This window comes from Streptomyces megasporus (assembly GCF_000718985.1).
GTDB lineage: Bacteria > Actinomycetota > Actinomycetes > Streptomycetales > Streptomycetaceae > Streptomyces > Streptomyces megasporus.
Genome location: NZ_JODL01000021.1, coordinates 59,528 through 80,035 on the forward strand (window position 1 = coordinate 59,528; position 20,508 = coordinate 80,035).

18 protein-coding genes are annotated in these 20,508 nt (G+C 74.1%); 7 read left to right on the plus strand and 11 right to left on the minus strand.

From position 1 onward, the window contains the following. Nucleotides 1-111: 111 nt before the first annotated feature. From IF47_RS0118405 to purD, 3 genes are all read right to left on the minus strand, one after another. Nucleotides 112-1,587 carry a N,N-dimethylformamidase beta subunit family domain-containing protein gene (locus IF47_RS0118405; RefSeq protein ID WP_031509915.1) on the minus strand — a complete coding sequence of 492 codons (1,476 nt, stop codon included), beginning with the start codon at nucleotides 1,585-1,587 and terminating at the stop codon, nucleotides 112-114. Nucleotides 1,588-1,948: 361 nt separating this feature from the next. Then, the gene (locus IF47_RS0118410) at nucleotides 1,949-3,595 is read right to left on the minus strand and encodes a hypothetical protein (RefSeq protein WP_031509916.1); all 1,647 of its coding nucleotides are present in this window, start codon (nucleotides 3,593-3,595) and stop codon (nucleotides 1,949-1,951) included. 207 nt (nucleotides 3,596-3,802) lie between these two features. Next, a complete protein-coding gene (gene purD / locus IF47_RS0118415; protein WP_031509918.1) occupies nucleotides 3,803-5,077 on the minus strand; it encodes a phosphoribosylamine--glycine ligase in 1,275 nt (424 codons plus the stop codon). Between the two features lie 245 nt (nucleotides 5,078-5,322). On the opposite strand from purD, the gene IF47_RS0118420 reads away from it, so the two are divergent. Continuing rightward, complete coding sequence (locus tag IF47_RS0118420; protein WP_078591942.1) at nucleotides 5,323-6,066, plus strand: SLATT domain-containing protein; 744 nt, start codon at nucleotides 5,323-5,325, stop codon at nucleotides 6,064-6,066. Between the two features lie 36 nt (nucleotides 6,067-6,102). Here the strand turns inward: IF47_RS0118420 and IF47_RS0118425 are convergent, their stop codons facing one another. Continuing rightward, entirely contained in the window at nucleotides 6,103-6,753 is a 651-nt protein-coding gene (locus tag IF47_RS0118425; RefSeq protein WP_031509922.1) for a hypothetical protein, read from the minus strand. 87 nt (nucleotides 6,754-6,840) lie between these two features. Beyond that, nucleotides 6,841-7,494 (minus strand): GntR family transcriptional regulator, encoded by a 654-nt coding sequence (locus IF47_RS0118430; RefSeq protein WP_031509923.1) that lies wholly within the window; start codon nucleotides 7,492-7,494, stop codon nucleotides 6,841-6,843. A 174-nt stretch (nucleotides 7,495-7,668) separates the two neighbouring features. Between IF47_RS0118430 and IF47_RS0118435 the strand changes: the two genes are divergently transcribed. Both IF47_RS0118435 and IF47_RS0118440 read left to right on the plus strand, forming a co-directional pair. Next, entirely contained in the window at nucleotides 7,669-8,325 is a 657-nt protein-coding gene (locus IF47_RS0118435; RefSeq protein ID WP_051717850.1) for a DJ-1/PfpI family protein, read from the plus strand. After that, the gene (locus tag IF47_RS0118440; RefSeq protein ID WP_031509925.1) at nucleotides 8,322-8,771 is read left to right on the plus strand and encodes a MarR family winged helix-turn-helix transcriptional regulator; all 450 of its coding nucleotides are present in this window, start codon (nucleotides 8,322-8,324) and stop codon (nucleotides 8,769-8,771) included. The genes IF47_RS0118435 and IF47_RS0118440 overlap by 4 nt, the downstream gene beginning before the upstream one ends. Before the next feature lie 157 nt (nucleotides 8,772-8,928). Here IF47_RS0118440 and IF47_RS0118445 read toward each other — a convergent pair whose 3' ends face one another. Further along, on the minus strand, nucleotides 8,929-10,212 hold the full coding sequence (locus tag IF47_RS0118445) for an adenylosuccinate synthase (protein ID WP_031509926.1): 1,284 nt from the start codon (nucleotides 10,210-10,212) through the stop codon (nucleotides 8,929-8,931). Between the two features lie 327 nt (nucleotides 10,213-10,539). Here IF47_RS0118445 and IF47_RS0118450 point away from each other — a divergent pair, with 327 nt between their 5' ends. Further along, nucleotides 10,540-11,367 carry a diacylglycerol kinase family protein gene (locus IF47_RS0118450; protein WP_051717851.1) on the plus strand — a complete coding sequence of 276 codons (828 nt, stop codon included), beginning with the start codon at nucleotides 10,540-10,542 and terminating at the stop codon, nucleotides 11,365-11,367. A gap of 64 nt (nucleotides 11,368-11,431) precedes the next feature. Here the strand turns inward: IF47_RS0118450 and IF47_RS0118455 are convergent, their stop codons facing one another. After that, entirely contained in the window at nucleotides 11,432-11,968 is a 537-nt protein-coding gene (locus tag IF47_RS0118455) for a GbsR/MarR family transcriptional regulator (RefSeq protein ID WP_051717852.1), read from the minus strand. Nucleotides 11,969-12,136: 168 nt separating this feature from the next. Here IF47_RS0118455 and IF47_RS0118460 point away from each other — a divergent pair, with 168 nt between their 5' ends. From IF47_RS0118460 to IF47_RS0118470, 3 genes are all read left to right on the plus strand, one after another. Next, the gene (locus tag IF47_RS0118460; RefSeq protein ID WP_037732895.1) at nucleotides 12,137-13,078 is read left to right on the plus strand and encodes an ABC transporter ATP-binding protein; all 942 of its coding nucleotides are present in this window, start codon (nucleotides 12,137-12,139) and stop codon (nucleotides 13,076-13,078) included. Beyond that, complete coding sequence (locus tag IF47_RS0118465) at nucleotides 13,075-14,712, plus strand: ABC transporter permease (protein ID WP_031509932.1); 1,638 nt, start codon at nucleotides 13,075-13,077, stop codon at nucleotides 14,710-14,712. The genes IF47_RS0118460 and IF47_RS0118465 overlap by 4 nt, the downstream gene beginning before the upstream one ends. A gap of 220 nt (nucleotides 14,713-14,932) precedes the next feature. Beyond that, complete coding sequence (locus tag IF47_RS0118470; RefSeq protein ID WP_031509934.1) at nucleotides 14,933-15,499, plus strand: hypothetical protein; 567 nt, start codon at nucleotides 14,933-14,935, stop codon at nucleotides 15,497-15,499. 53 nt (nucleotides 15,500-15,552) lie between these two features. On the opposite strand, the gene IF47_RS0118475 is transcribed toward IF47_RS0118470, so the two are convergent. The 4 genes from IF47_RS0118475 to IF47_RS0118490 form a co-directional block, all read right to left on the minus strand. After that, entirely contained in the window at nucleotides 15,553-17,421 is a 1,869-nt protein-coding gene (locus IF47_RS0118475; protein ID WP_031509937.1) for a protein kinase domain-containing protein, read from the minus strand. Between the two features lie 156 nt (nucleotides 17,422-17,577). Further along, complete coding sequence (locus IF47_RS0118480) at nucleotides 17,578-18,276, minus strand: response regulator (protein ID WP_169745225.1); 699 nt, start codon at nucleotides 18,274-18,276, stop codon at nucleotides 17,578-17,580. After that, nucleotides 18,270-19,649, minus strand: coding sequence for a sensor histidine kinase (locus tag IF47_RS0118485; protein ID WP_031509940.1), 1,380 nt, complete (start codon nucleotides 19,647-19,649; stop codon nucleotides 18,270-18,272). Before IF47_RS0118485 ends, IF47_RS0118480 begins: the two co-directional genes overlap by 7 nt. Before the next feature lie 74 nt (nucleotides 19,650-19,723). Further along, nucleotides 19,724-20,506, minus strand: a complete 783-nt coding sequence (locus IF47_RS0118490; protein WP_031509942.1) for an alpha/beta hydrolase family protein — start codon at nucleotides 20,504-20,506, stop codon at nucleotides 19,724-19,726. Nucleotides 20,507-20,508: the final 2 nt, after the last annotated feature.

Consider the following 20,508-nt stretch of genomic DNA (forward strand, 5'->3'; position numbering starts at 1 on the left):
ACGGGGTCGGGCGGACGGGTGGGGTCCGCGCACGCGAACGGCCCCATCCCGACCGGGGGAAACCGAGGAGAGACGCCGGGTGGCCGGGCCGGGAACGCGCCGCGACGAACCTCAGTCGTGCCGGCAGATGTGGTCCAGGAGGTTGGCCGTGGCCCGCTGGATCCGGGCGTCCACATGGCCGGGTCGGTCCAGGGCCGGGGACCAGGCGAAGGTGCCGGAGGCGAAGACCAGGGCGCCGCTGGGCGCCCGGTACAGGGAGGTCTCCTGGTGGCGGCGGACGCCGCCGGTGTCCTCGTAGGGCGAGTGGGCGAGCAGCACGCGCTCGGTGTGCAGGGGCAGGGCGACGCGCGGGAAGTAGCGGTCGGCCTCGCCCGCCACCAGTCCGTGCAGCTCCTCGCCCTCCGCCGCCCCGGTGGCCTCCCACAGCCAGTGGTCGACGTTCCGCACCACCAGCGGGTGCGGCCGGGGCACCTGGCCCGCGTACTGGACGCCCAGCAGGTGCTGCTCGGGCTCGCCCTGGTCGCGCCAGCGCAGGGACCGCCCCGGGCCGCGGGCCTTGCGGCAGCTCATCAGCCGGTCGGGGACGCCGGAGGGCGAGGGGCCCAGCTCCACCTGCCAGTACATGGTGTTGGCGGAGAGGAAGACCAGCGAGGTGCCGCTGTCGCGGGCCTTCTCCACGGCGCGGCGCATCGGCACCGACCAGTACTCGTCGTGGCCGGGGAAGACCAGACCGCGGTAGCGGGAGGGATCGACGCGGCCCGCGTGGAGGTCGCGGGTGTCGGCGTAGGCCAGGTCGTAGCCGTAGCGCTCGGCCCAGCGGATGAAGTCGTAGGCGTGGCCCACGTGCAGGGGCAGGCCCGCGCCCGCGTACGGCCGGTCGAAGGAGACCGTGACGGCCGCGTCCTCCTCGCCCAGCAACCGGCCCCGCTCGTCCCAGGCGTGGTACAGGCTGGCGCCGGTGCGGCCGTCCTCGGGGAAGAGGTTGTACGCCTGCCAGGTGACGTCCGGGAGCACCAGCAGCAGATCGCCGGGCCGCTCGTCGCGGACGGTGAACGGGACGTGCGAGCGGTGTCCGTCGGCGGTGGTCAGCACGGCGACGTAGGCCCCGGTGCTCCAGTACTCCGGCACCTGGAGCCGCCAGGAGAGCCACCAGTGGTGGCAGGAGACGGTGCGGTCGGCGGTGAGCGGCGGGGGCTGGACGATGCCGGACAACCGGGGGCTGGTGGTGATCTTGGTGGCGCCCTCGCCGCCGTAGTGGCCGATGCGGTAGACGTCCACGCCGAAGGGCTGGGGCGGGTTGACCGTGATCCGGAAGTCGATGGACTGGCCCGGGGAGACCGCGCTCTCCGAGGTGAAGCCCTTGATCTGGCAGCGCACGTCGTCGGCGGCGCGGGGGCCGCCGGTACGGGCCGGCGCCTCGACGCCGGCCAGGCTGCTGTGGTCCAGGTACCAGGGGACGACGTGCCCGGTGTCGTCGAAGTAGTGCTCGTCGCACCGCAGCCAGGGCAGGGGGCCCTGGCCGAACGGATCGGTGACCGCGTGCGCGAGCGCTCCCGACTCCCAGCGCCGGACCTGCTCCGTGCCCACTCGTCTCCCCTCCCTGTTCCGCGCTCCGTCCCCGCGCTCCGTTCCACGCCGTCGGACACCAGCACATCACATAAAGAGAACGAATGGTCACCCCTTGTCGCGAAATGCTCGGAGCGCGCGCTCCGACGGGCCGGGAAACCCCGAGAGGTTGCCGGGGTGAGTGGCGAGGTGAGCGGCGGGAGCAGCAGAGGGATACGGGGAGATACAGGGAGATGCGGCCGGAGAAGCCGGTCGAGAACGGCCGGGCGGGCACCCCGGAAGGCCCCGGACGGGCGGGGAGGGACGCGGAAGTGGGACACCGAACGTCGGGGATGTCGGGAAACGCCGGAAAACCGAGGCGCACGGCGGGATCGGGTCCGTCTCAGACCAGCCGTATGGGCTTGTCGTGCCGCACGCCCACCGCCGCCAGCCAGTCGCGCAGCGGTCGGGGATCGGCCTCCTCGGCGAGGGCGAGGACCGGCCTGGCCAGGTCGGCACGGCGCTCGCCGTCCACGAACAGGGCGGGACCGTCCAGCCAGTCGAGCCCGGGAGCCGCTCCGGCGGTGTCCACGGCGGCGCAGCACACGGCGGCCGCGATGTGCTCGGCCAGCAGTTCGCGTCCGCTGCGCGGCGGTTGCAGCGGGAACCCGCCGCCGGGCGGGAGCAGCGCGGCGCCCTCGACGTCCCCGGACGCCGCCCCGGCTCGGGCGGAGCCCTCCCGGACGGCGTCCTCCCGGGCGACCACGGCGCCGATCCGGGCCGCGACCTCGTCGGTGCCGCCGCCGGCCGTGGCGGCCTCCCCCAGGAGGCGGTCGATCAGCTCGGCCAGCGTCGGGTTCTCGGTGGCCCGCAGGACGGTGAAGAGGCGGGCGGCCTCGGTGCGCCAGATGCGGTCCACGACCTCGTCGGGGTACTGCGACCAGTCCACCGGCTCCCAGTCGGGGCCGGGTTCGGCCGGGCCGTCGTGGAAGAGGCGGGCGGCCAGCAGCGAGACCGCGCGGTCCACGGCCCCGGGCTCCTCCAGCAGGTCACAGGCGGGACGTTCGCCCAACCGCGTGGTGAACCCCTCCGCCAGCCGGTCGCGCCGGGACAGTTCGGTGAGCGCGGCGACCACACCGGCGTCCAGCCGCTCGGGCCACCGCCCGGTGCGCCAGGCCGGCAGCGCGACCCGGGTCAGCAGCCGGTCCCAGCCGGCGTACGCCAGACCCACCTGCTCCTGCGCGACGACCCGCAGGCCGTAGTCCACCGCCTGGGCCCGCGCGGCGGCGGCCGCGGCGACCATGCGCTCCATCTCGGCGGCGTGGGAGGCGCCCGCCCGCAGCAGCAGCCGGGCCACCCAGCCGACGACGTCGTACGCGAGCCGCCGCGGGAGCGGGCCGCCGACCGTCGCGGCGACCGCGGCGGCGGCGTCCAGACCGCGCACGAAGCGCCGCGCGGCGGCGATGTCCGGGTGCGCGGACGGGCCCGTCCCGGCGACGACCGGGGCGAGCAGCGCCCGCAGCTCGGCGACGCGCATCCACCACAGGAAGGGGGAGCCGATGACGAGGACGGGGGCGTCGCCGCGCGCCCCACCGGCACGGACGGGCCGAGGGAGCCGTGAGAGACCCCGGAAGGGGGAGGCGTGCGCCCGGTCCTCCAGCCAACTGTCGCAGTCGGGCGTCAGGGCTATGGCCGAGGGCGCCGGCACGTCCATCCGGTCGGCGAGGTCGCGTATCAGGCGGTACAGGTCGGGGGCGGCGCTCTCCTCGATCTGCACCGTGGGGCTGACCGCCGGACGCGCCCGCGCGATCACGGCCGCCACCCAGGCCGCCGCGGCGAGCACCGGCAGGGCGACGGCGACGGCCGCCCAGCGGGCCGCGTCCCAGCCGTCGCCGAGTCGGCCGGTGATCCCTCCCGCGATCAGGACGGCGGCCACCGCGGCGGGCAGCAGCGCGGCGCCCAGCGCGGTGCCCCGCACCCGCAGGACCGCCAGCGCGTGGTCGCGCGCCGAGCGTGTGCCCATCTCCGGTACTGCCACGAGTCCGCTCACCCCCTTGCCGATCCCCCCGCGCCTGTCACTCCCCCACTGTGGCACCGGCAACCGACATCGCAATGTGCGGTGGGCCACTTGCCGGAGCCGTCCGCGGGAACCCTAGTTGGACCCCGCACAAGCGTCAGCCGGTTGAGAAAGTGGTCACCCGATGGAATGGCTTTGGGCAGAGCCGGGTGTGTGGGCGCGCGTGTCGGAGGCGGCCGGTCACGCCTCCTTGGCGGCCTCGGCCGCGATGTCGTTGCGGTGGTGCGAACCGGCCAGCCGGATGCGGGACACGGCCCGGTAGGCCCGCTCGCGCGCCTGCTCCAGGTCGGCGCCGGTGGCCGTGACGGACAGGACCCGGCCACCCGCGCTGAGCACCCGTCCCTCCTCGTCGCGCCGTGTGCCGGCGTGCAGGACGTACGCGGTGGGGGCGTCCTGTTCGGCGACCTCCTCCAGCCCCTCGATCGGGTCGCCCGTACGGGGGGCGGCGGGGTAGCCCTCGGAGGCGATCACGACCGTGACGGCCGCGTCGTCGCTCCAGCGCAGTGGCGGGAACTCCGCCAGCCGTCCGGTGGCCGCCGCGTACAGCAGGCCCGACAGGGGGGTCTTCAGGCGGGCCAGGACGACCTGGGTCTCCGGGTCGCCGAAACGGGCGTTGAACTCCACCACGCGCACCCCGCGCGAGGTGAGCGCGAGCCCGGCGTAGAGCAGCCCGGAGAAGGGGGTGCCGCGGCGGCGCATCTCGTCCACGGTGGGCTGCAGGACGGTGCCCAGCACCTCGTCGGCCAGTCCGGGGTCGGCCCAGGGCAGCGGCGAGTAGGCGCCCATGCCGCCGGTGTTGGGGCCCTCGTCGCCGTCGTGGGCGCGCTTGAAGTCCTGGGCGGGCCGCAGCGGCACGACGCACTCGCCGTCGGTCACGGCGAACAGGGAGACCTCGGGGCCGTCGAGGAACTCCTCGATCACCACACGGCCCTCGCTCTCGTCCACGCCGCAGGCCAGGGCGTGCGCGCGGGCGGCGTCGAGGTCGGAGGTGACGACGACGCCCTTGCCCGCGGCCAGGCCGTCGTCCTTGACGACGTACGGGGGGCCGAAGGCGTCGAGGGCCTCCTCGACCTCCTCGGGGGTGGTGCACACGTACGAGCGTGCCGTGGGCACCCCGGCGGCGGCCATGACCTCCTTGGCGAACGCCTTGGAGCCCTCCAGCCGGGCGGCCTCGGCCGACGGGCCGAAGACGGCGATGCCGCGCTCGCGCACGGCGTCGGCCACCCCGGCGACGAGGGGGGCCTCGGGCCCCACGACGACGAGGTCGACCCGCAGCTCGGCGGCCAGGTCGGCGACGGCGGCGCCGTCGAGCGCGTCGACCGTGTGCAGGGTCGCCGTCTCCGCGATGCCGGCGTTGCCGGGCGCGCAGTGCAGCGAGGTGACGTCGGGATCGAGGGACAGAGAGCGGCACAGGGCGTGTTCGCGGGCGCCGCTGCCGATGACGAGGACCTTCACGCCCTGCACCCTATCCGCCCGGAGTCCCCCTTCCGGCGGCCCTTCTCGGCCCCCGCCGCAGGGTCCCGGACGGCGGTGCTCACCCGTTCGGGGTAGTGGAGGCGGCCTTGTATACCCAATCGGGAGCCACGTATGGGCGGAAATACCGCGAAGGCGGCGGCACCTCCCACTTTTGGGGGTAGGAAGGGGCTTCGAGCGGCCCGTGAACGGGTCCGCCGAGTGAGGGCTTTGTATGGGAGTGGCGGGTGAGTCAGCCGGAAATGCGGCCCGAGACGGGCGGCACGGGGCGGGGCGGGCGGAGGTACCTGCGGAGGGACCTCCTCGGGCGGCCTTTCCCCTTGGGAGATTGGGGAGAGCCCGCCGAGCGGCTGGACGAGCTGTTCCGGTGGGCCGAGGAGGGGGCCCTCGAAATCGCGGAGTGGTACCTGGCCGACCGGGTGTGGAAGCGCCGGGGCGCCCGGGCGCTGCGGGTGGGGACGGCCCTGGGGCTGGCCGCCGGGGGCGCCCTGCCGCTGTTGGAGCTGACCGGCGCGGTGCCGGGGGCGGCCGTGTGGTCCTTCCTGGCGCTGCTGGGGGCCGCCGTGTGCGCCGGGTGCGACCGCTGGTTCGGCCTGACCTCGGGCTGGATGCGGGACGTCGCCACCGCGCAGGCCGTGCAGCGGCGGCTGGAGGTGCTCCAGTACGACTGGGCGTCGGAGTGCGTGCGGGAGGTGCTGGGGCCCACCGAGGGCACGGCGAGCGAGGCCGCGGAGCGGTGCCTGGGGGTGCTGCGGCGGTTCACCGAGGACGTGACGGAGCTGGTGCGGGGCGAGACCGCCTCCTGGATGGTGGACTTCCGGTCCGGTCCGGCGCCGTTGCACACCCAGTCGCTGACCGCGTCCTCCTGGGCGCCGCGCGCCGGGAACGCCGCGCAGCCGTCCCGCTTCCCGCTTCCGCCGGGCGTGCGTCCGAGCATGCCTCGGCAGCGGCCTCCGGAGGGGCCGCGGTGAGGCGTCGGCGCCGGTCCGGTCCCGCCGGTCGCTCCGCTAGCTGAAGACGATCATGGAGCCCTGCGCCAGGCTCCGGGTGGCCGCGGCGTGGAGCCCCAGCCAGACGTGGCGCTCCCGTGCGAAGGGCCCGCCGTCGTACGCGATCGGGGCCGCGGGCTCCTCCAGTTCCGTGGGCCGGGTCGGCGGCGCCGGGGCGGGCGGCGGGTTGAAGGGGTCGATGCCCAGGCTGGGTGCCACCGCCTCCAGTTCGCGCAGCAGCCCGTGACTGGAGCCCAACGGGCCGCCGCCGGCGAGGAGTTCGTCGTCGGAGAGCGGGTGGGCGAAGTCGACCGGGACGTACGCGCCGGCGTGGTCGTAGTGCCAGACCAGGTGCGACTGTTGGGCCGTGGGGGCGAACATCTCCAGCAGCCGCTCGTACTCGTCGCCGAGTTCGTCGATCGGGGTGACCTCCAGTCCGCAGAGCCGGAGCAGGTGGGCGCGGCGCAGGAAGTGCAGCGCCTCGTAGTCGAAACCCGCGACGGGGGCCACGTCGCCCGAGAGTCCGGGCATGTAGCCGTAGACGGGGACGGGCGGCAGGCCGGCGGCGTTCAGTGCCTTGTCGTACGCCGCGAGTTCCTCGGCGAAGGGGTTGTCGGGGCTGTGGCAGAGCACGTCGACGAGTGGCACCAGCCAGAGGTCACAGGCCAAGGTCGCTCCCATGCGGCGATCGGTACGCCGGTCGATACGGCGGTCGGTACGGCGGTCATCACAACGGTCGGAACAGCGTAGTGCCGTTCAGCCGAGCTTTTCGACGAGCGCGAGGCAGTGCTCGTTGTGCGCGGCGACGATGCGTTCGGCCGCGGCGACGTCCCGGCGCTCCACCGCGTCGACCAGTTCGCGGTAGTCGGCCCAGAGCGAGCCCCGCAGACCGGGCTGTGCGCGCAGGTGCGGCACGGCGAAGACCCAGCACTGCACCCGCAGCCGGTCGAGGAACTCGGATACGTAGGGGTTGCCGACCAGATCGCCCAACTCCCGCCAGAACCGCAGGTCGTAGCCGATGAGCACGTCCAGGTCGCCGGCGAGCACGGCGCGCTCGGCGGACTCGGCGCGGCGGCGCACGGAGGCGAGCCGTTCGTCGCCGGGCTCCGGCGGCACCAGGGACGAGGGCCGGCGGAAGACGCCCTCGGTGACCAGGACACGTGCCTCCACCATGGCCCGGTAGTCCTCGCGGGTGAACACGTGGACGCGGAATCCGCGGTGCTGCTCCACGTCCAGCAGGCCCTGCGCGGACAGGTCGACGAGCGCCTCGCGCACGGGGGTCGCGGAGACCCCGTACTGCTCGGCGATCTCCTTGACGGTGAAGCCCTTGCCCGCCGGAAGCCGTCCGGCGAGCACCTCGTCGCGCAGCGCGTCCGCGATCTGCGCGCGTAGCGTGCTGCGCTGGATCACGGGCGCCTCCTCACGGTCCCGGACGCCCGGGTGCCGACGCCGTCGTTCATCCGCACCCCCAATCTCTCGGCCCCCACATGTCAGGGGGCAAGACTAGCCTCCTTTGATTGACAGCATGCTGTCCAAGTGACAGGATGTTGTCATACCGACCGGGCGCCCGCCCGAGGAGGAATCATGGACCGCAAGACCGTGCACGTCGCCGTCTACGACACGTTCGCCGACTGGGAGTTCACCTACGCGACCACCGCCCTGACCGGCGCCGGGTACCGGATCGTGTACGTCGGCGAGAGCGGCGAACCGGTGATCTCCATGGGTGGGATGCGGGTGACGCCCACCCTGTCCGTCGTCGACCTGCGGCCCGACGGCAGCGCGCTGCTGATCCTGCCCGGAGCGGATGCGTGGGAGCGGGTCCTGCCGCCCTTCGCCTCCGCGGCCCGCGATTTCCTCGCCGCCGGCGTGCCCGTCGCGGCGATCTGCGGGGCCGTGACGGGACTGGCCGCGCAGGGCCTGCTCGACGACCGCCCCCACACGGGCGCGGCGGCCGAGGCACTGGCCGCCACCGGCTACCGGGGCGGCGGGCACTACCGCGAGGCCGACGCGGTCACCGACGGGGACCTGATCACCGCCGGTCCCACCGAGCCGGTCGCGTTCGCCCGCGAGATCCTCGCCCGCCTGGACGTGTACCCGCCCGAGGTGCGCGACGCCTGGTTCCGACTCTTCCGGCACTCCGACGCCGCGGCGTACCGGGTACTGGCGGCCCACGAGGAGGCCGCCGGCGGGAACCCGGTGGCCGAGGCCCACGGCGCGCACCCTTCGGGCGGGGCCGCGTGAGCGCTCCGGAGTCGCTGTCGGGCACGGCGTTGGCCGTCTTCCGGCTCAACGGGCAGTTCCTCTCCGTCGCCGAGCGGCTGGCCCGTCCCGCCGGGCTGACCGCCACCTGGTGGCAGGTGCTCGGCGCGGTGCTGCGCGAGCCGCTGCCGGTGGCCGGGGTGGCCCGCGCCATGGGCATCACCCGGCAGAGTGTGCAGCGGGTGGCCGATCTGCTGGTCGAGCGCGGTCTCGCCCGGTACGTGCCCAATCCCGCGCACCGCCGCGCCAAGCTGCTCACCCCCACCGAGGAGGGCCGGGCGGCGATCGAACGGATCGCCCCGGGGCACGCGGAGTTCGCCGCGCGGCTGAGCGAGGCGCTGGGCGGCGAGAAGGGCTTCGCCGAGGTGCGCGAGGCGCTGGAGCGGCTGTCGAAGGCGCTGGACGCGGTGGGCCCGCCGGACGGGTGAGGCGGCCGGGCCGGCGCTCCGGCTCCGGCCCCGGATCCGGCTCCCACTCCGGGGAAGCGGGAACGGACGAGGGGGCCGCGCCGTCGTGTACGGCGCGACCCCCTCGTCCGTTTCGCTCGTTCCGTCCGTCAGCAGTCGGCGGAGGATCGGCGGAGGATCAGAGGAACGAGTTGATCTGGATGGTCTCGTCCCGGCCCGGACCGACGCCGATGGCGGAGATCGGCGCGCCCGACATCTCCTCCAGCGCCTTGACGTAGGCCTGCGCGTTCTTCGGCAGGTCCTCGAAGGTCTTGGCCTCGGAGATGTCCTCCGACCAGCCCGGCAGCATCTCGTAGATCGGCTTGGCGTGGTGGAAGTCGCTCTGGTTGTAGGGCAGCTCCTCCACCCGCCGGCCGTCGATCTCGTACGCGACGCACACCGGAATCCGCTCCCAGCCGGTGAGGACGTCCAGCTTGGTGAGGAAGAAGTCGGTGAGTCCGTTGACGCGGGTGGCGTACCGGGCGATCACCGCGTCGAACCAGCCGCAGCGCCGGTCGCGGCCCGTGGTGACGCCGCGCTCGCCGCCGATCTGCCGCAGCTTCTCCCCGTCCTCGTCGAACAGCTCCGTCGGGAAGGGACCGGCGCCCACCCGCGTGGTGTACGCCTTGAGGATGCCGATGACCCGGTTGATCCTGGTCGGGCCGACGCCCGCGCCGGTGCAGGCACCGCCGGCGGTCGGGTTGGAGGAGGTCACGAACGGATAGGTGCCGTGGTCCACGTCGAGCAGCGTGCCCTGGCCGCCCTCGAAGAGGACGACCTTGCCCTCGTCGAGGGCGTTGTTGAGGACCAGCGTGGTGTCGCAGACGTAGCCCCCGATCCGCTCCGCGTAGCCGAGCAGCTCCTCGACGACCTGCTCGGCCAGGATGGCGCGACGGTTGTAGAGCTTGGCGAGGATCTGGTTCTTCTGGTCGAGGGCGGCCTCGACCTTCTGCCGCAGGATCGACTCGTCGAACAGGTCCTGGACGCGGATGCCCACCCGGTTGATCTTGTCCGCGTACGTCGGACCGATGCCGCGTCCGGTGGTGCCGATCTTCCGCTTGCCCAGGAAGCGCTCGGTCACCTTGTCCATCGTCGTGTGGTACGGCGTGATCAGGTGCGCGTTTCCGCTGATGAGCAGCTTGGAGGTGTCGACACCGCGCTCGGCGAGCCCGCTCAGTTCGGAGAGCAGGACCGCCGGGTCCACGACGACGCCGTTGCCGATGACCGGAGTGCACTCCGGGGAGAGGATGCCGGAGGGGAGCAGGTGCAGCGCGTACTTCTGGTCACCGACGACGACCGTGTGGCCGGCGTTGTTGCCGCCCTGGTATCGCACCACGTAGTCCACCGAGCCACCGAGCAGATCGGTGGCCTTTCCCTTGCCCTCATCACCCCACTGAGCGCCGAGCAGCACAAGTGCGGGCACAGGCGTACACCCCTTCCCGTCGGGGCATGTCCAACGTGCGTGTCGGCCACGCGCCGTCCAAGAACCGTCGGACCGGTGCCCCGAATCGACGAAGCCCCTGGCGCAACAGCGACACAGGGGCTCTTGCACCGAGAGATTACCGGACTCCTCCGACGGGAGGCGAACGCGACAGCCCCGCTCACGCCACCCGTCCCCGTCGGTCCCGTCGAATTCCCGCCCGCTCCTCCCCTGACGTCCCCCGCCATCCCCCTGACATCCCCCCGTCGAATTTCAGCCATTTCCCATCGGCCCCCGCCATGGACGACCCCGAGGAAGGACCGAACCGAGGTGCCGGTTCCGCATCCACTGCTCGTGCTCATCGACCCGCTCGCCCGCCGTACGGACGGGGAATCCGTACGGATCGCCAGGGACGTGCTGTGCGCGGGGGCCCCGGGGGTGAAACTGTCCCTGCCGGACAGCCCCGAGGAGGCCGCACGCGCCCTGGCCCGCAGAGGCCGCAGGCATCCGGTGGTCGTCGGGGACGACCGGGCGCTGCTGCGCGCGGTGCGGCTGCTGCACAGGGAGCGCGAGCTGCCGGACTGCGCGCTGTCCGTCGTCCCGGTGGGGCGGCCGAAGTCGGTCGCGCTGGCCGGGTCGCTGGGGGTGCCGCTGGACGCCGTCCGGGCGGCTCGGACGGTGCTGGACGGGGCGGAGCGACGGTTCGACCTGCTGATAGACGACAGCGGCGGTGTGGTGCTGGGGGGCCTGCGCATCCCGCCGGTGCGGGAGCGCACGGAGCGCGGGCCGCTGCACCGCTACCGCTCCCTGGTCCGCACCCTGACCCGTCCCGCGCCGGACCCGCAGGCCCCGCGGTTGCGGGTGGAGGCGGACGGGGTGCTGCTCGCCGACCTCGACCGTCCGGTGGAGGGCGTCTCCGTCGCGCCGGGCGGCGGCCTCGCGGACGTGGTGGTGCGGCAGCGTTCGACGCCCGATCCGGTGCGGGCCCGGGCCCGGACGGTCACGGTCTCCGGGACGTACTTCCGCTACCGCGCCGACGCGGTGGTCTCCGGCCCCGTCCACACCCGCACCTGGACGGCCCACCCCTCGGCCCTGCGGCTGACCGTCCCGGCCGATCCGGCCGTCCCGCAGCAGCGGTCCGCGCCGGCCACGTCCTGACGGCCCGCGGCCCCAAGGGCTCAGTGGCCCAGGGGGGCTAAGGGGGCTCAGGGGGCTCGGGGGCTCAGGGAGAGGACACGGGGCCGTCGTGAATCCCCCGGCCGGCGGCGCGGAGGGCGTCGCGGTGGGCGTACCAGCGGTCCATCATCCCGGCGAGTTCGCCCTTCATGAACGCGAAGAACTCCATCGTCTCCGTCAGCCGCCGTCCCGCCGGGGCGTCGGGGCCGACGACCTGGGCACCGCGCTCGAAGATGGTGATCCAGCGGTTCAACAGCGCGCCGCGGTCGGCGACCGCCTCGTACCAGGTGTCCGTGTAGACGCGGTAGCGCTCGCGGCGCGAGCCGGGCTCCCGTTCGCGGACGACCAGGTGCATCTGGGAGAGGTAGCGGATGGCGCCGGAGACGGCGGCCGGGCTGATCCGGAGGCGCTCGGAGAGTTCCGCCGAGGTGAGCGCGCCGGAGTCCTGGACCAGCAGGCAGACGAAGACGCGCGCGGCCATCCGCTGCATGCCCGCCTCGGCCATTTCGGCGGCGAAGCGCTCGACGAACTCGGCGACCTCCGGGTAGTAGGGTTTCGTGACGTTTTCTCTCGGTTTCTCCACCTCTCCCGAATATCCCGGATCCCTGGGGTGTGCCGGGTCCCTCGGCTCTCCCGTCCTGCTCGGCTGTCCACTCACCATCACACGATCATCCCCCGGGCCGTGGAATCTCGTTCGCATCGACCATTTTCTAACTTCACAAGTTTCTGAAGTAAGTGTAATTTCGCCATCATGACCACGGCAACCACAGCCATCTCGGTGTCCGGCCTCGTCAAGACCTTCGGCCGGACCCGTGCGCTCGACGGCCTCGACCTGAAGGTCGAGACCGGCGAGGTGCACGGGTTCCTCGGCCCCAACGGCGCGGGGAAGTCCACCACCATCCGCGTCCTGCTCGGACTGTTGCGCCCCGACGGCGGCACCGCCCGCCTCCTGGGCGGCGATCCCTGGCGCGACGCCGTCGAGCTCCACCGGCGCCTGGCGTACGTCCCCGGTGACGTCACCCTCTGGCGCAACCTCTCCGGCGGCGAGGTCATCGACCTCTACGGACGGCTGCGCGGCGGGCTCGACCGCCGGCGCCGCGACGACCTGCTGGAGCGCTTCGAGCTGGACCCGACCAAGAAGGGCCGCACGTACTCCAAGGGCAATCGTCAGAAGGTCGCCCTGGTCGCCGCCCTCGCCTCCGACGTCGAACTGCTGATCCTGGACGAGCCGACCTCCGGCCTCGACCCGCTCATGGAGGGCGTCTTCCGGGACTGCGTCGCCGAGGAGCGCGAGCGCGGCCGGACGGTGCTGCTCTCCAGCCACATCCTCAGCGAGGTCGAGGCGCTGTGCGACCGGGTGAGCATCATCCGCAAGGGCGTCACCGTCGAGAGCGGCTCCCTCGCCGACCTGCGGCACCTGACCCGCACGTCCATCAGCGCCGAACTGGCGGGCGAACCGGGCGAGCTCGCCGACCTGCCCGGTGTGCACGACCTGTCCGTCCAGGGCAGGCGGGTGCGGCTCCAGGTGGACACCGACAAGCTGGACGGCGTGCTGCGCCGGCTCGGCGAGGCCGGCGTCCGCAGCCTGACCAGCACCCCGCCCACCCTGGAGGAGCTGTTCCTGCGGCACTACCAGGACGAGACGGTCGCCGGCGCCGGCGAGGGCGCGGACGAGAAGGTCGTGGCGTCATGACCGCCGCCACCCACCCCACGACCGCCGCGCTCCGCGGCGGCCTCCGCCACGAGCTGACCGGCACCGGGACGCTGCTGCGGCTCGCGCTGCGCCGCGACCGCGTGCTGATCCCGGTGTGGGCGGTGCTGCTCGCCACCCTCGCCGCACAGAGCGCCGTCGCCGTCGCCGAGTTCTATCCCACCGCCGCCGAACGCGCCCAGGTGGCCGAGTCGTCGAACGCCAACAGCTCGATCCGCGCCCTGTACGGCCCGGTCTTCGGCCACTCCCAGGGCGCGCTCTCCGTCTGGGAGCTGCTCACCATGGGCACCGTGCTCACCGCCATCGTGAGCATGGTCGTGGTGGTGCGGCACACCCGTGAGGAGGAGGAGACCGGCCGCCAGGAGATGATCTCCTCGGCGGTGGTCGGCCGTCGTGCCCCGCTCACCGCCGCGCTGCTGGCCGCCGCGGTCGCCGACGCCGCCATCGCCGCCCTGGTCTCCCTCGCCCTGATCGGCACCGGGCTGCCCGCCGCGGGCTCGTTGGCGACGGGACTCGCGATCGGCTGCGCGGGACTCGTCTTCGCCTCGTTCGCCGCCCTGGCCGCCCAGTTCACCGAGAGCGCCCGGCTCGCCAAGGGGCTGACGGGCGCCGCGCTCGGCGCCGCGTTCGTGCTGCGCGCGGCCGGCGACTCCGGCACGGCGGACGGCTCCTCGCCCCTGGCCTGGCTCTCCCCGCTGGGGTGGGCGCGCAACGTCCGGCCGTTCGCCGACGAACGCTTCCTCGTCCTGCTGCTGCCCCTGGCCCTGGCCGTGGTGGCGACGGCCGCGGCGTACGAGTTGGCCGGGCGGCGCGACATCGGCGCCGGCTTCCTGGCCACCCGCCCCGGCCCCGCCGAGGGCCGGATCGCCGGCCCGTACGGGCTGGCCTGGCGGCTCCAACGGGGTTCGCTGCTGGGCTGGAGCGTCGGTTTCGTGCTGGCGGGGTTGGCATTCGGCGGCATGGTCGACGGCGCGGGCGACCTGCTCGGGGACAACGAGCAGAGCCGCCGGATCATCGAACGGATGGGCGGGGCGGAGGGCATCACCGACGCCTTCCTTGCCGCCCTGGCCGGGCTGTTCGGCATGATCGCCGCCGTCTACGCGGCGGGCGCGGTGCTGCGGATGCGCGGCGAGGAGACCTCCGGACGCGCCGAACCCGTCCTCACCGGGGCGCTGTCCCGACCGCGCTGGGCGGCCGGCCACCTGCTGATCGTCTTCGTCGGATCCGTCGTCCTGCTCGCCCTCGCCGGTCTGGGCATGGGCGCGAGCCACGCCCTGACCGCCGGGGAACCGGGCGCGGTGGGACGGGTCGTCGTCGCGACGCTGGCGCAGACGCCCGCGGTGTGGCTGCTCGCCGGGGTGACGGTGCTGATCTTCGGGGTTCTCCCCCGGTTGAGCGCGGTGGCGTGGGCGCTGGTCACCGGTGTGCTCGTCATCGGCTGGATCGGCCCGACGCTGGAGTTGCCGCAGTGGGTCATGAACCTCACCCCGTTCACCCACCTGCCCAAGCTGCCGGGCGGGGAGGCGACCGCGGCCCCGTACCTGTGGCTGTCGCTGTTCGCGGTCGCGGCGACGGCGGTCGGGCTCGCCACGTTCCGCCGCCGGGACATCGGCTGACGGACCCGGCCGGTGCGCCCGGCCGGGCGCGGCCGGCGGCGGGCGCGGCCGGCGGCGGGCGGCCGGGCATTGGTCCGGACGGCGCACCCTCGTCATCCGCCCGCACCCGCTGGAGGTGCGAGGCGGCGGGAACGCTGCTCGCATGGGGGCGACACCACGTACGGCGTCGCGGACGGCGCCACAGACGTCGGACCGGCACGTCGCAGGAGGTCGCCCTGCCATGCAGACTCCGCACTCCCGGCGGTCGACGCGGCCCCCACGGTGCCGCGGCCGTTCCCTCCCCACCACCGCGGTCGCCGCGGCCCTGGTCCTGGTGGCCGCCGTCCCGGCCGCCGCGGACGACGGCCCGAGCGGGCCGGGGAGCGGCCCCGAACTCGTCCTCAGCCCCCACGGCGGCGACGGTGCCCCGGCCGTGAGGGTGCGCGCCGTGTGCGAGGACGGCGGCTCCGGCGGGGTCGTCTCCTCACCCGCCTTCGAACGGACCGTCGGCCTCGAACGGACCGGCGAGGGCGGGCCGGACGGGGAGAGACGGGCCGTCGCCACCCTGCGACCGGGGCTTCCCGTGGGCCACAGCTACCCCGTGGTCGCCGTCTGCGGCACCGGGGAACCGCTCTCCACGTCGTTCCTCCACACCGGCGCGCGGGGTCCGGCCCGGTCCTCGTCGGACGGGTTCCCCTGGGGGCAGGCCGTCGGCGGGGCCGTCCTCGTGGGGCTGGCCTGCCGCGGCCTGCCGGCCCTGCGCCGGCGACGTCCGCGTCCGGTGCGGAGCCGGGTGCGCCTCATGTGACGGGCCGACGGGCCGACGGGCCGACGGCACGGCCCGGTGCCGTCCGGGGGCGGTCAGCGCCGTGCGGTGATGCGGTCCTCCTGGAGCGCCGTCAGGCGCAGCACCACCAGGATCGCCAGAACCGTGGCGGGGACCGCCAGGAGGTCGAGCATGAGCGAGAGGGCCACGGTGCCCTCCGCGTCCTCGACGGTGGCGGCCTCGTACCAGAGCTCGTGGTTGAGGACACCGCCGACCAGGCCGATCAGCCACAGCGTCCACCAGCCGTTGAGCAGGCCGCGGTTGCTGCTCTGCCGGGGGCCGTACCAGGTGGTCCGGGTGGAGGTGGGATCGCTGTGGTCGCAGATGTCGTTCATGATCTGCTTGGGCATGAAGAAGCAGACCACCGGCACGAGCCAGGAGCCGATCGCCCAGCCCGGGGCGTGGCGGATCTGCCCGGGGGCGAACGCCTCGGCGTTCATCCGGACCCGCCAGAACCACACCAGCCACAGCACGACCACCGGGAGGCCGAACAACCCGCCCAGGAACGTCATCACGTCGCTGGTCACCACCAGCGACTCGTAGTCCAGGGCGGGGTCGGCGAGGCTGTTCGACGTCAGCGCCTCCAGTTCGTCGTAGAGACGGACGTGGACGACGAACTGGACCAGCGTGCACAGCAGCAGCGCGCTCAACGCCGCGCACAGCGCGAGGGACAGTCCGCGCGCCGAGCGCGCCATCCCCGGTCGGGCGCCGGCCGCGGCCGGATAGGGCGCGGTGACCCCGGGCGGAGGCGTGGAGTTCCACGGCCGGCCGGCTCCCCCGTACGGCCCCGCGACCGGTCCGTTGAGCGGGCCACCGACCGGTCCGTTGAGCGGACCGTTGATCGGGGCGGTGACCGGAACCGACGACGGGTACGAGGGCGGGGGCGGTGTGGACGGCATGCCCATCCCGGTGAACCCCCCAGGGCCGCCGGCCGGTGCGGGCGGCGGTGTGGCCGTGCCCGCCGCGGCGGAGGGCCCGAACGCGCCGGCCGAGGTGGCGTCGGGGTCCTCGCTGTCCAGGAGCCGGACGGCGTGCCGGCCGAGCTGGGCCAGCACCTCACCGGGCAACCAGGTGCCGCCCCGTGGAACGTGGGCCTCGATACGGGCCGCGAGGTCGTCCAACGTGGGCCGGTCGGCCGGGTTCTTGGCCAGGCAGCCCGCCACCAGTTCCCGCAGCGTCCCGGTCAGGCCGCTCAGGTCCGGCGCCTCCTCGGCGATGCGGAACAGCAGCGCGTGGAAGCCGCTGTCGGCCGTTCCGAACGGCATCCGCCCGGTCGCGGCGTAGGCGAGCACCGTGCCCAGGCAGAAGACGTCACTGGCCGGCTCGACGCGCTCGCCGCGCACCTGCTCGGGCGACATGAACCCCGGCGAGCCGATGACCGCGCCGGTCTGGGTCAGCCCGCCGGAGGTGACGGAGTCCAGGGCGCGGGCGATGCCGAAGTCGATCACCTTCGGACCGTCGATGGTGACCAGCACGTTCGACGGCTTCAGATCGCGGTGGACCAGCCCCGCGCCGTGGATCGCCCGCAGCGCCTCGACCAGTCCGGCGGCCAGCGCGTACACCGTGTGCTCCGGCAGCGGGCCGTAGTCCTCGTCCACCACCGTCTGGAGGGACGGGCCGGCGATGTAGCCGGTGGCCACCCACGGCGTCTCGGCGTCGGTGTCGGCGTCCAGCACCGGCGCCGTCCACTCGCCGCCGACCCGCCGGGCGGCGGTGACCTCCTTGGCGAAGCGCTCGCGGAAGGCGGGTTGGCGGGCCAGCTCCTCCTGAACGACCTTCACCGCGACCGTACGGCCGCGTTCGGAGCGGGCCAGGTAGACCCGGCCCATGCCGCCGGCCCCCAACCTGCCCAACAGTCGGTACGCGCCCACCCAGCGCGGATCCCCGTCCCCCAGTGGTTCCATCGCGCGCGGCTCCTCCCCGTTCACCTCGTCCGTCGAGAATAGAGGTGTGCACGCACGTTGTTGACGACGGCAACCGATCCGTGACCGGTTCCCCCGTCCCGGCCCGTCCCAGGCAGCCGGAGGCGGCGACCGGAGGTGACGGCCGGAGGAGGCGGCTCAGCCGCCGGGGGTGACGAGCCCCGACTCGTACGCGAAGACGGCCGCCTGGGTGCGGTCGCGCAGCCCCAACTTCACCAGCACCCGGCTGACATGGGTCTTCACCGTGGACTCGGCGACGACGAGCCGGTCGGCGATCTCGCCGTTGGACAGGCCCTGCGCGACCAGCGCCAGGACCTGCGTCTCCCGCTCGGTCAGGTCCCCGACGCGCTCCATCAGCGGGGCGCGCGGCCCGGCGACCGAGGACAGCCGGGAGAACTCCACGATCAGTCGCCGGGTTACCGTCGGCGCGAGCAGCGCGTCGCCGCCCGCCACCGTCCTTACTCCGTGGGCGAGTTGGCGTGCGGAGGCGTCCTTGAGGAGGAAGCCGCTCGCCCCCGCGCGCAGCGCCTGGTAGACGTACTCGTCCAGGTCGTAGGTGGTCAGGATCAGCACGCGGGTGGGGAGACTGGCGGCGCAGATCTCACGGGTGGCCTCCAGGCCGTTGAGCCGGGGCATCCGAATGTCCATCAGCACGACGTCCGGGACGAGTTCGACGACCTTCTCCACCGCCTCGCGCCCGTCGACCGCCTCCCCGACGACCTCGATGTCCGGCTGGGCGTTCAGCAGGACGGAGAAGCCCTCGCGGACCATCATCTGGTCATCGACGATCACCACCCGCACGGGCGTCCCGGCCCCTTCCGTCGGGGGGTTCAGCACTCCGTCCCCCCGTCGGTCCCCCCGTCGGTCCCTCGCGCCTCCGGCTCCACCGGCAGGAACGCCTCCACCGCGAAACCACCGTCGTCCGTCGCCTCCGCGGTCAGCTCGCCGCCGAGCATCGCCACCCGCTCCCGCATCCCCAGCAGACCGTGCCCGGCGCCCGAGGACGCCGTGGCGGCCTCCGTGGGCGGGCCGTTGACGATCCGCAGACCCAACCCCACCGGGACGTGGCCCAGTTCGACGCGGGCGCTCGCGCCGGGCGCGTGGCGCAGGGTGTTGCTCAGCGCCTCCTGCACGATGCGGTACGCGGACAGTTCCACGCCCTGCGGCAGCGTCCGCACGCTCCCGGTGGTGACCGCCTCCACCTCCAGCCCGGCACGGCGCACGTTGGCCAGCAGGTCGTCCAGGTCTGCGAGGGTGGGCTGCGGGGCCTCCGGGCCCCACCCGTCCAGGTCGGCGGGGAGGTCGGCGCGGACGACGCCCAGGACGCGGCGGAGTTCGGTCAGGGCGGTGACGGCGTTCTCCCGGATGGTCGCCAGGGCCGTCACCAGCTCCTCGGGCGGGTTCTTCACCCGGTAGGGGGCCGCCTCCGCCTGGATGGCGACGACGGACATGTGGTGGGCGACCACGTCGTGCAGTTCGCGGGCGATGGTGGTGCGCTCCTCCAACAGCGTCCGGCGGGACCGTTCCTCCGCCACCACCGCCACCTGCTCGACGACCTCCCGGCGCGACTCGCGCCAGCCGCGCACCAAGAGCAGGAGAACGAGGGCGATCCCGGAGAGCATCCCCATGGCGACGACGGCCGTCTGATCTCCCCGAGAGGCCAACACGGAGATGAGCCAACCGGCCAGGACGGTCGTCCCCCACAGGTGGGCCGCCACCCGCGGCCGGGAACGGGCGGCCACGACCAGCACCAGAGCCAGGTGCGCGACGAAGGCGGAGCCCGTCCACGGCCAGACGGCCCCGGAGCCGCCGGTGAACAGCGCCGTGAAGGACAGGCCCGCGAGCGACAGCCAGAACGCCCCGATCGGCCGGAAGAGCGCCAGGACCAGGGGCGCCCCGAGGAACAGAGCCCGGACGAGCGCGAGCACGCCGTCGTGGTAGTTGTCGACCACCTCGATGAACATCAGCAGCAGCGCCAGACCGGCGATGGCCAGGTGCGGCAGCCGACGGGCGTGATCGCGCACGGCCTCGGGCAGCCGGCGCGGCAGCCGGTGGTCCTCGGGCAGCGGCGGCAGCGGGCGGAACGCGAAGGCCCCGGTGAGCAGGTCCTCGCGCAGCCCGCGCAGGGTGTCGCGGACCATTCCCAGCTCGGTGCGCGGCTCGGCGGCGGGGGCGGCCGACGGGATCGTCTTCGTCGTCGTCTCGGTCACGGCAACGAGCTTAGGGAGCGCGTGCGTCCCGGTCGTCCGCCCGCGGTCGCATCCTCGGGCGTCCTCCTCGAGTACTACGCGTCCGGATGCCGCGCGGGACCCCGGGCGTCCACGACCCGTGCCGCCAGCCGTGCGAAGGCGGCCGTGCCGGGGGTGACGGGCGCGTAGTGGCCGGTGCCGGGCAGCTCGACCAGCCGGGCGCCACGGGCGGCGGCGTAGCGGCGGGACAGCTCGACGGGCACGTCCGCGTCCTCGGTGCCGTGGAGCAGCACCACGTCGACCGCCTCCGGGTCCGGCGGCGGCAGCCGCATCGGGTCGGCCTCGGGCAGCAGGGACTCGACGCGCTCCGCCCCGCCCAGCAGTTCGGCGACCGCGCCTTTGCTCAGGCCCAGTTCGTGGGCGCGGGCGAGGTCGGCGACCGGGGCGACGGCGACGACCGTCCCGGTGACCGCCCCACGGGCCGCCGCCCACAGCGCGAGGTGGCCGCCCGCCGAGTGGCCGACCAGCGCCCGCACCTCCCCGAGTCCGGCGAGGTGCGCCAGGGCGTGCTCGACGTCGGCGGCGGTGTGCGGCCATCCGCCGCCCCCGCCGACGCGCCGGTACTCCACCAGCGCCACCCGCGCCCCGTGCCCGTCGGCCAGGGCGGCGGCGAGCGGCGAGAGGTGGGCGCGGTCGTACACCTCGCGCCAGAAACCGCCGTGCAGGACGGCCACCAGGGGCGCGTCCTCGGGGCCGTACAGGTCGATCACCTGCGAGGGGTGGGGGCCGTACCGCTCGGAGACGGACGGCGCCACCGGGGCCAGACCCAGCAGCGCCGCCTCCTCCGCCTCGTTGACGGACCCGTCGACGACCGCCACGG

Excerpts from the sequence above, each read along its gene's own strand:
- IF47_RS0118435 (WP_051717850.1), top strand. The coding sequence starts at position 7,669 with ATGGACCGCAAGACCGTGCACGTCGCCGTCTACGACACGTTCGCCGAC.
- IF47_RS0118460 (WP_037732895.1), top strand. The coding sequence starts at position 12,137 with ATGACCACGGCAACCACAGCCATCTCGGTGTCCGGCCTCGTCAAGACC.
- IF47_RS0118465 (WP_031509932.1), top strand. The coding sequence starts at position 13,075 with ATGACCGCCGCCACCCACCCCACGACCGCCGCGCTCCGCGGCGGCCTC.
- IF47_RS0118470 (WP_031509934.1), top strand. The coding sequence starts at position 14,933 with ATGCAGACTCCGCACTCCCGGCGGTCGACGCGGCCCCCACGGTGCCGC.
- IF47_RS0118475 (WP_031509937.1), bottom strand. The coding sequence starts at position 17,421 with ATGGAACCACTGGGGGACGGGGATCCGCGCTGGGTGGGCGCGTACCGA.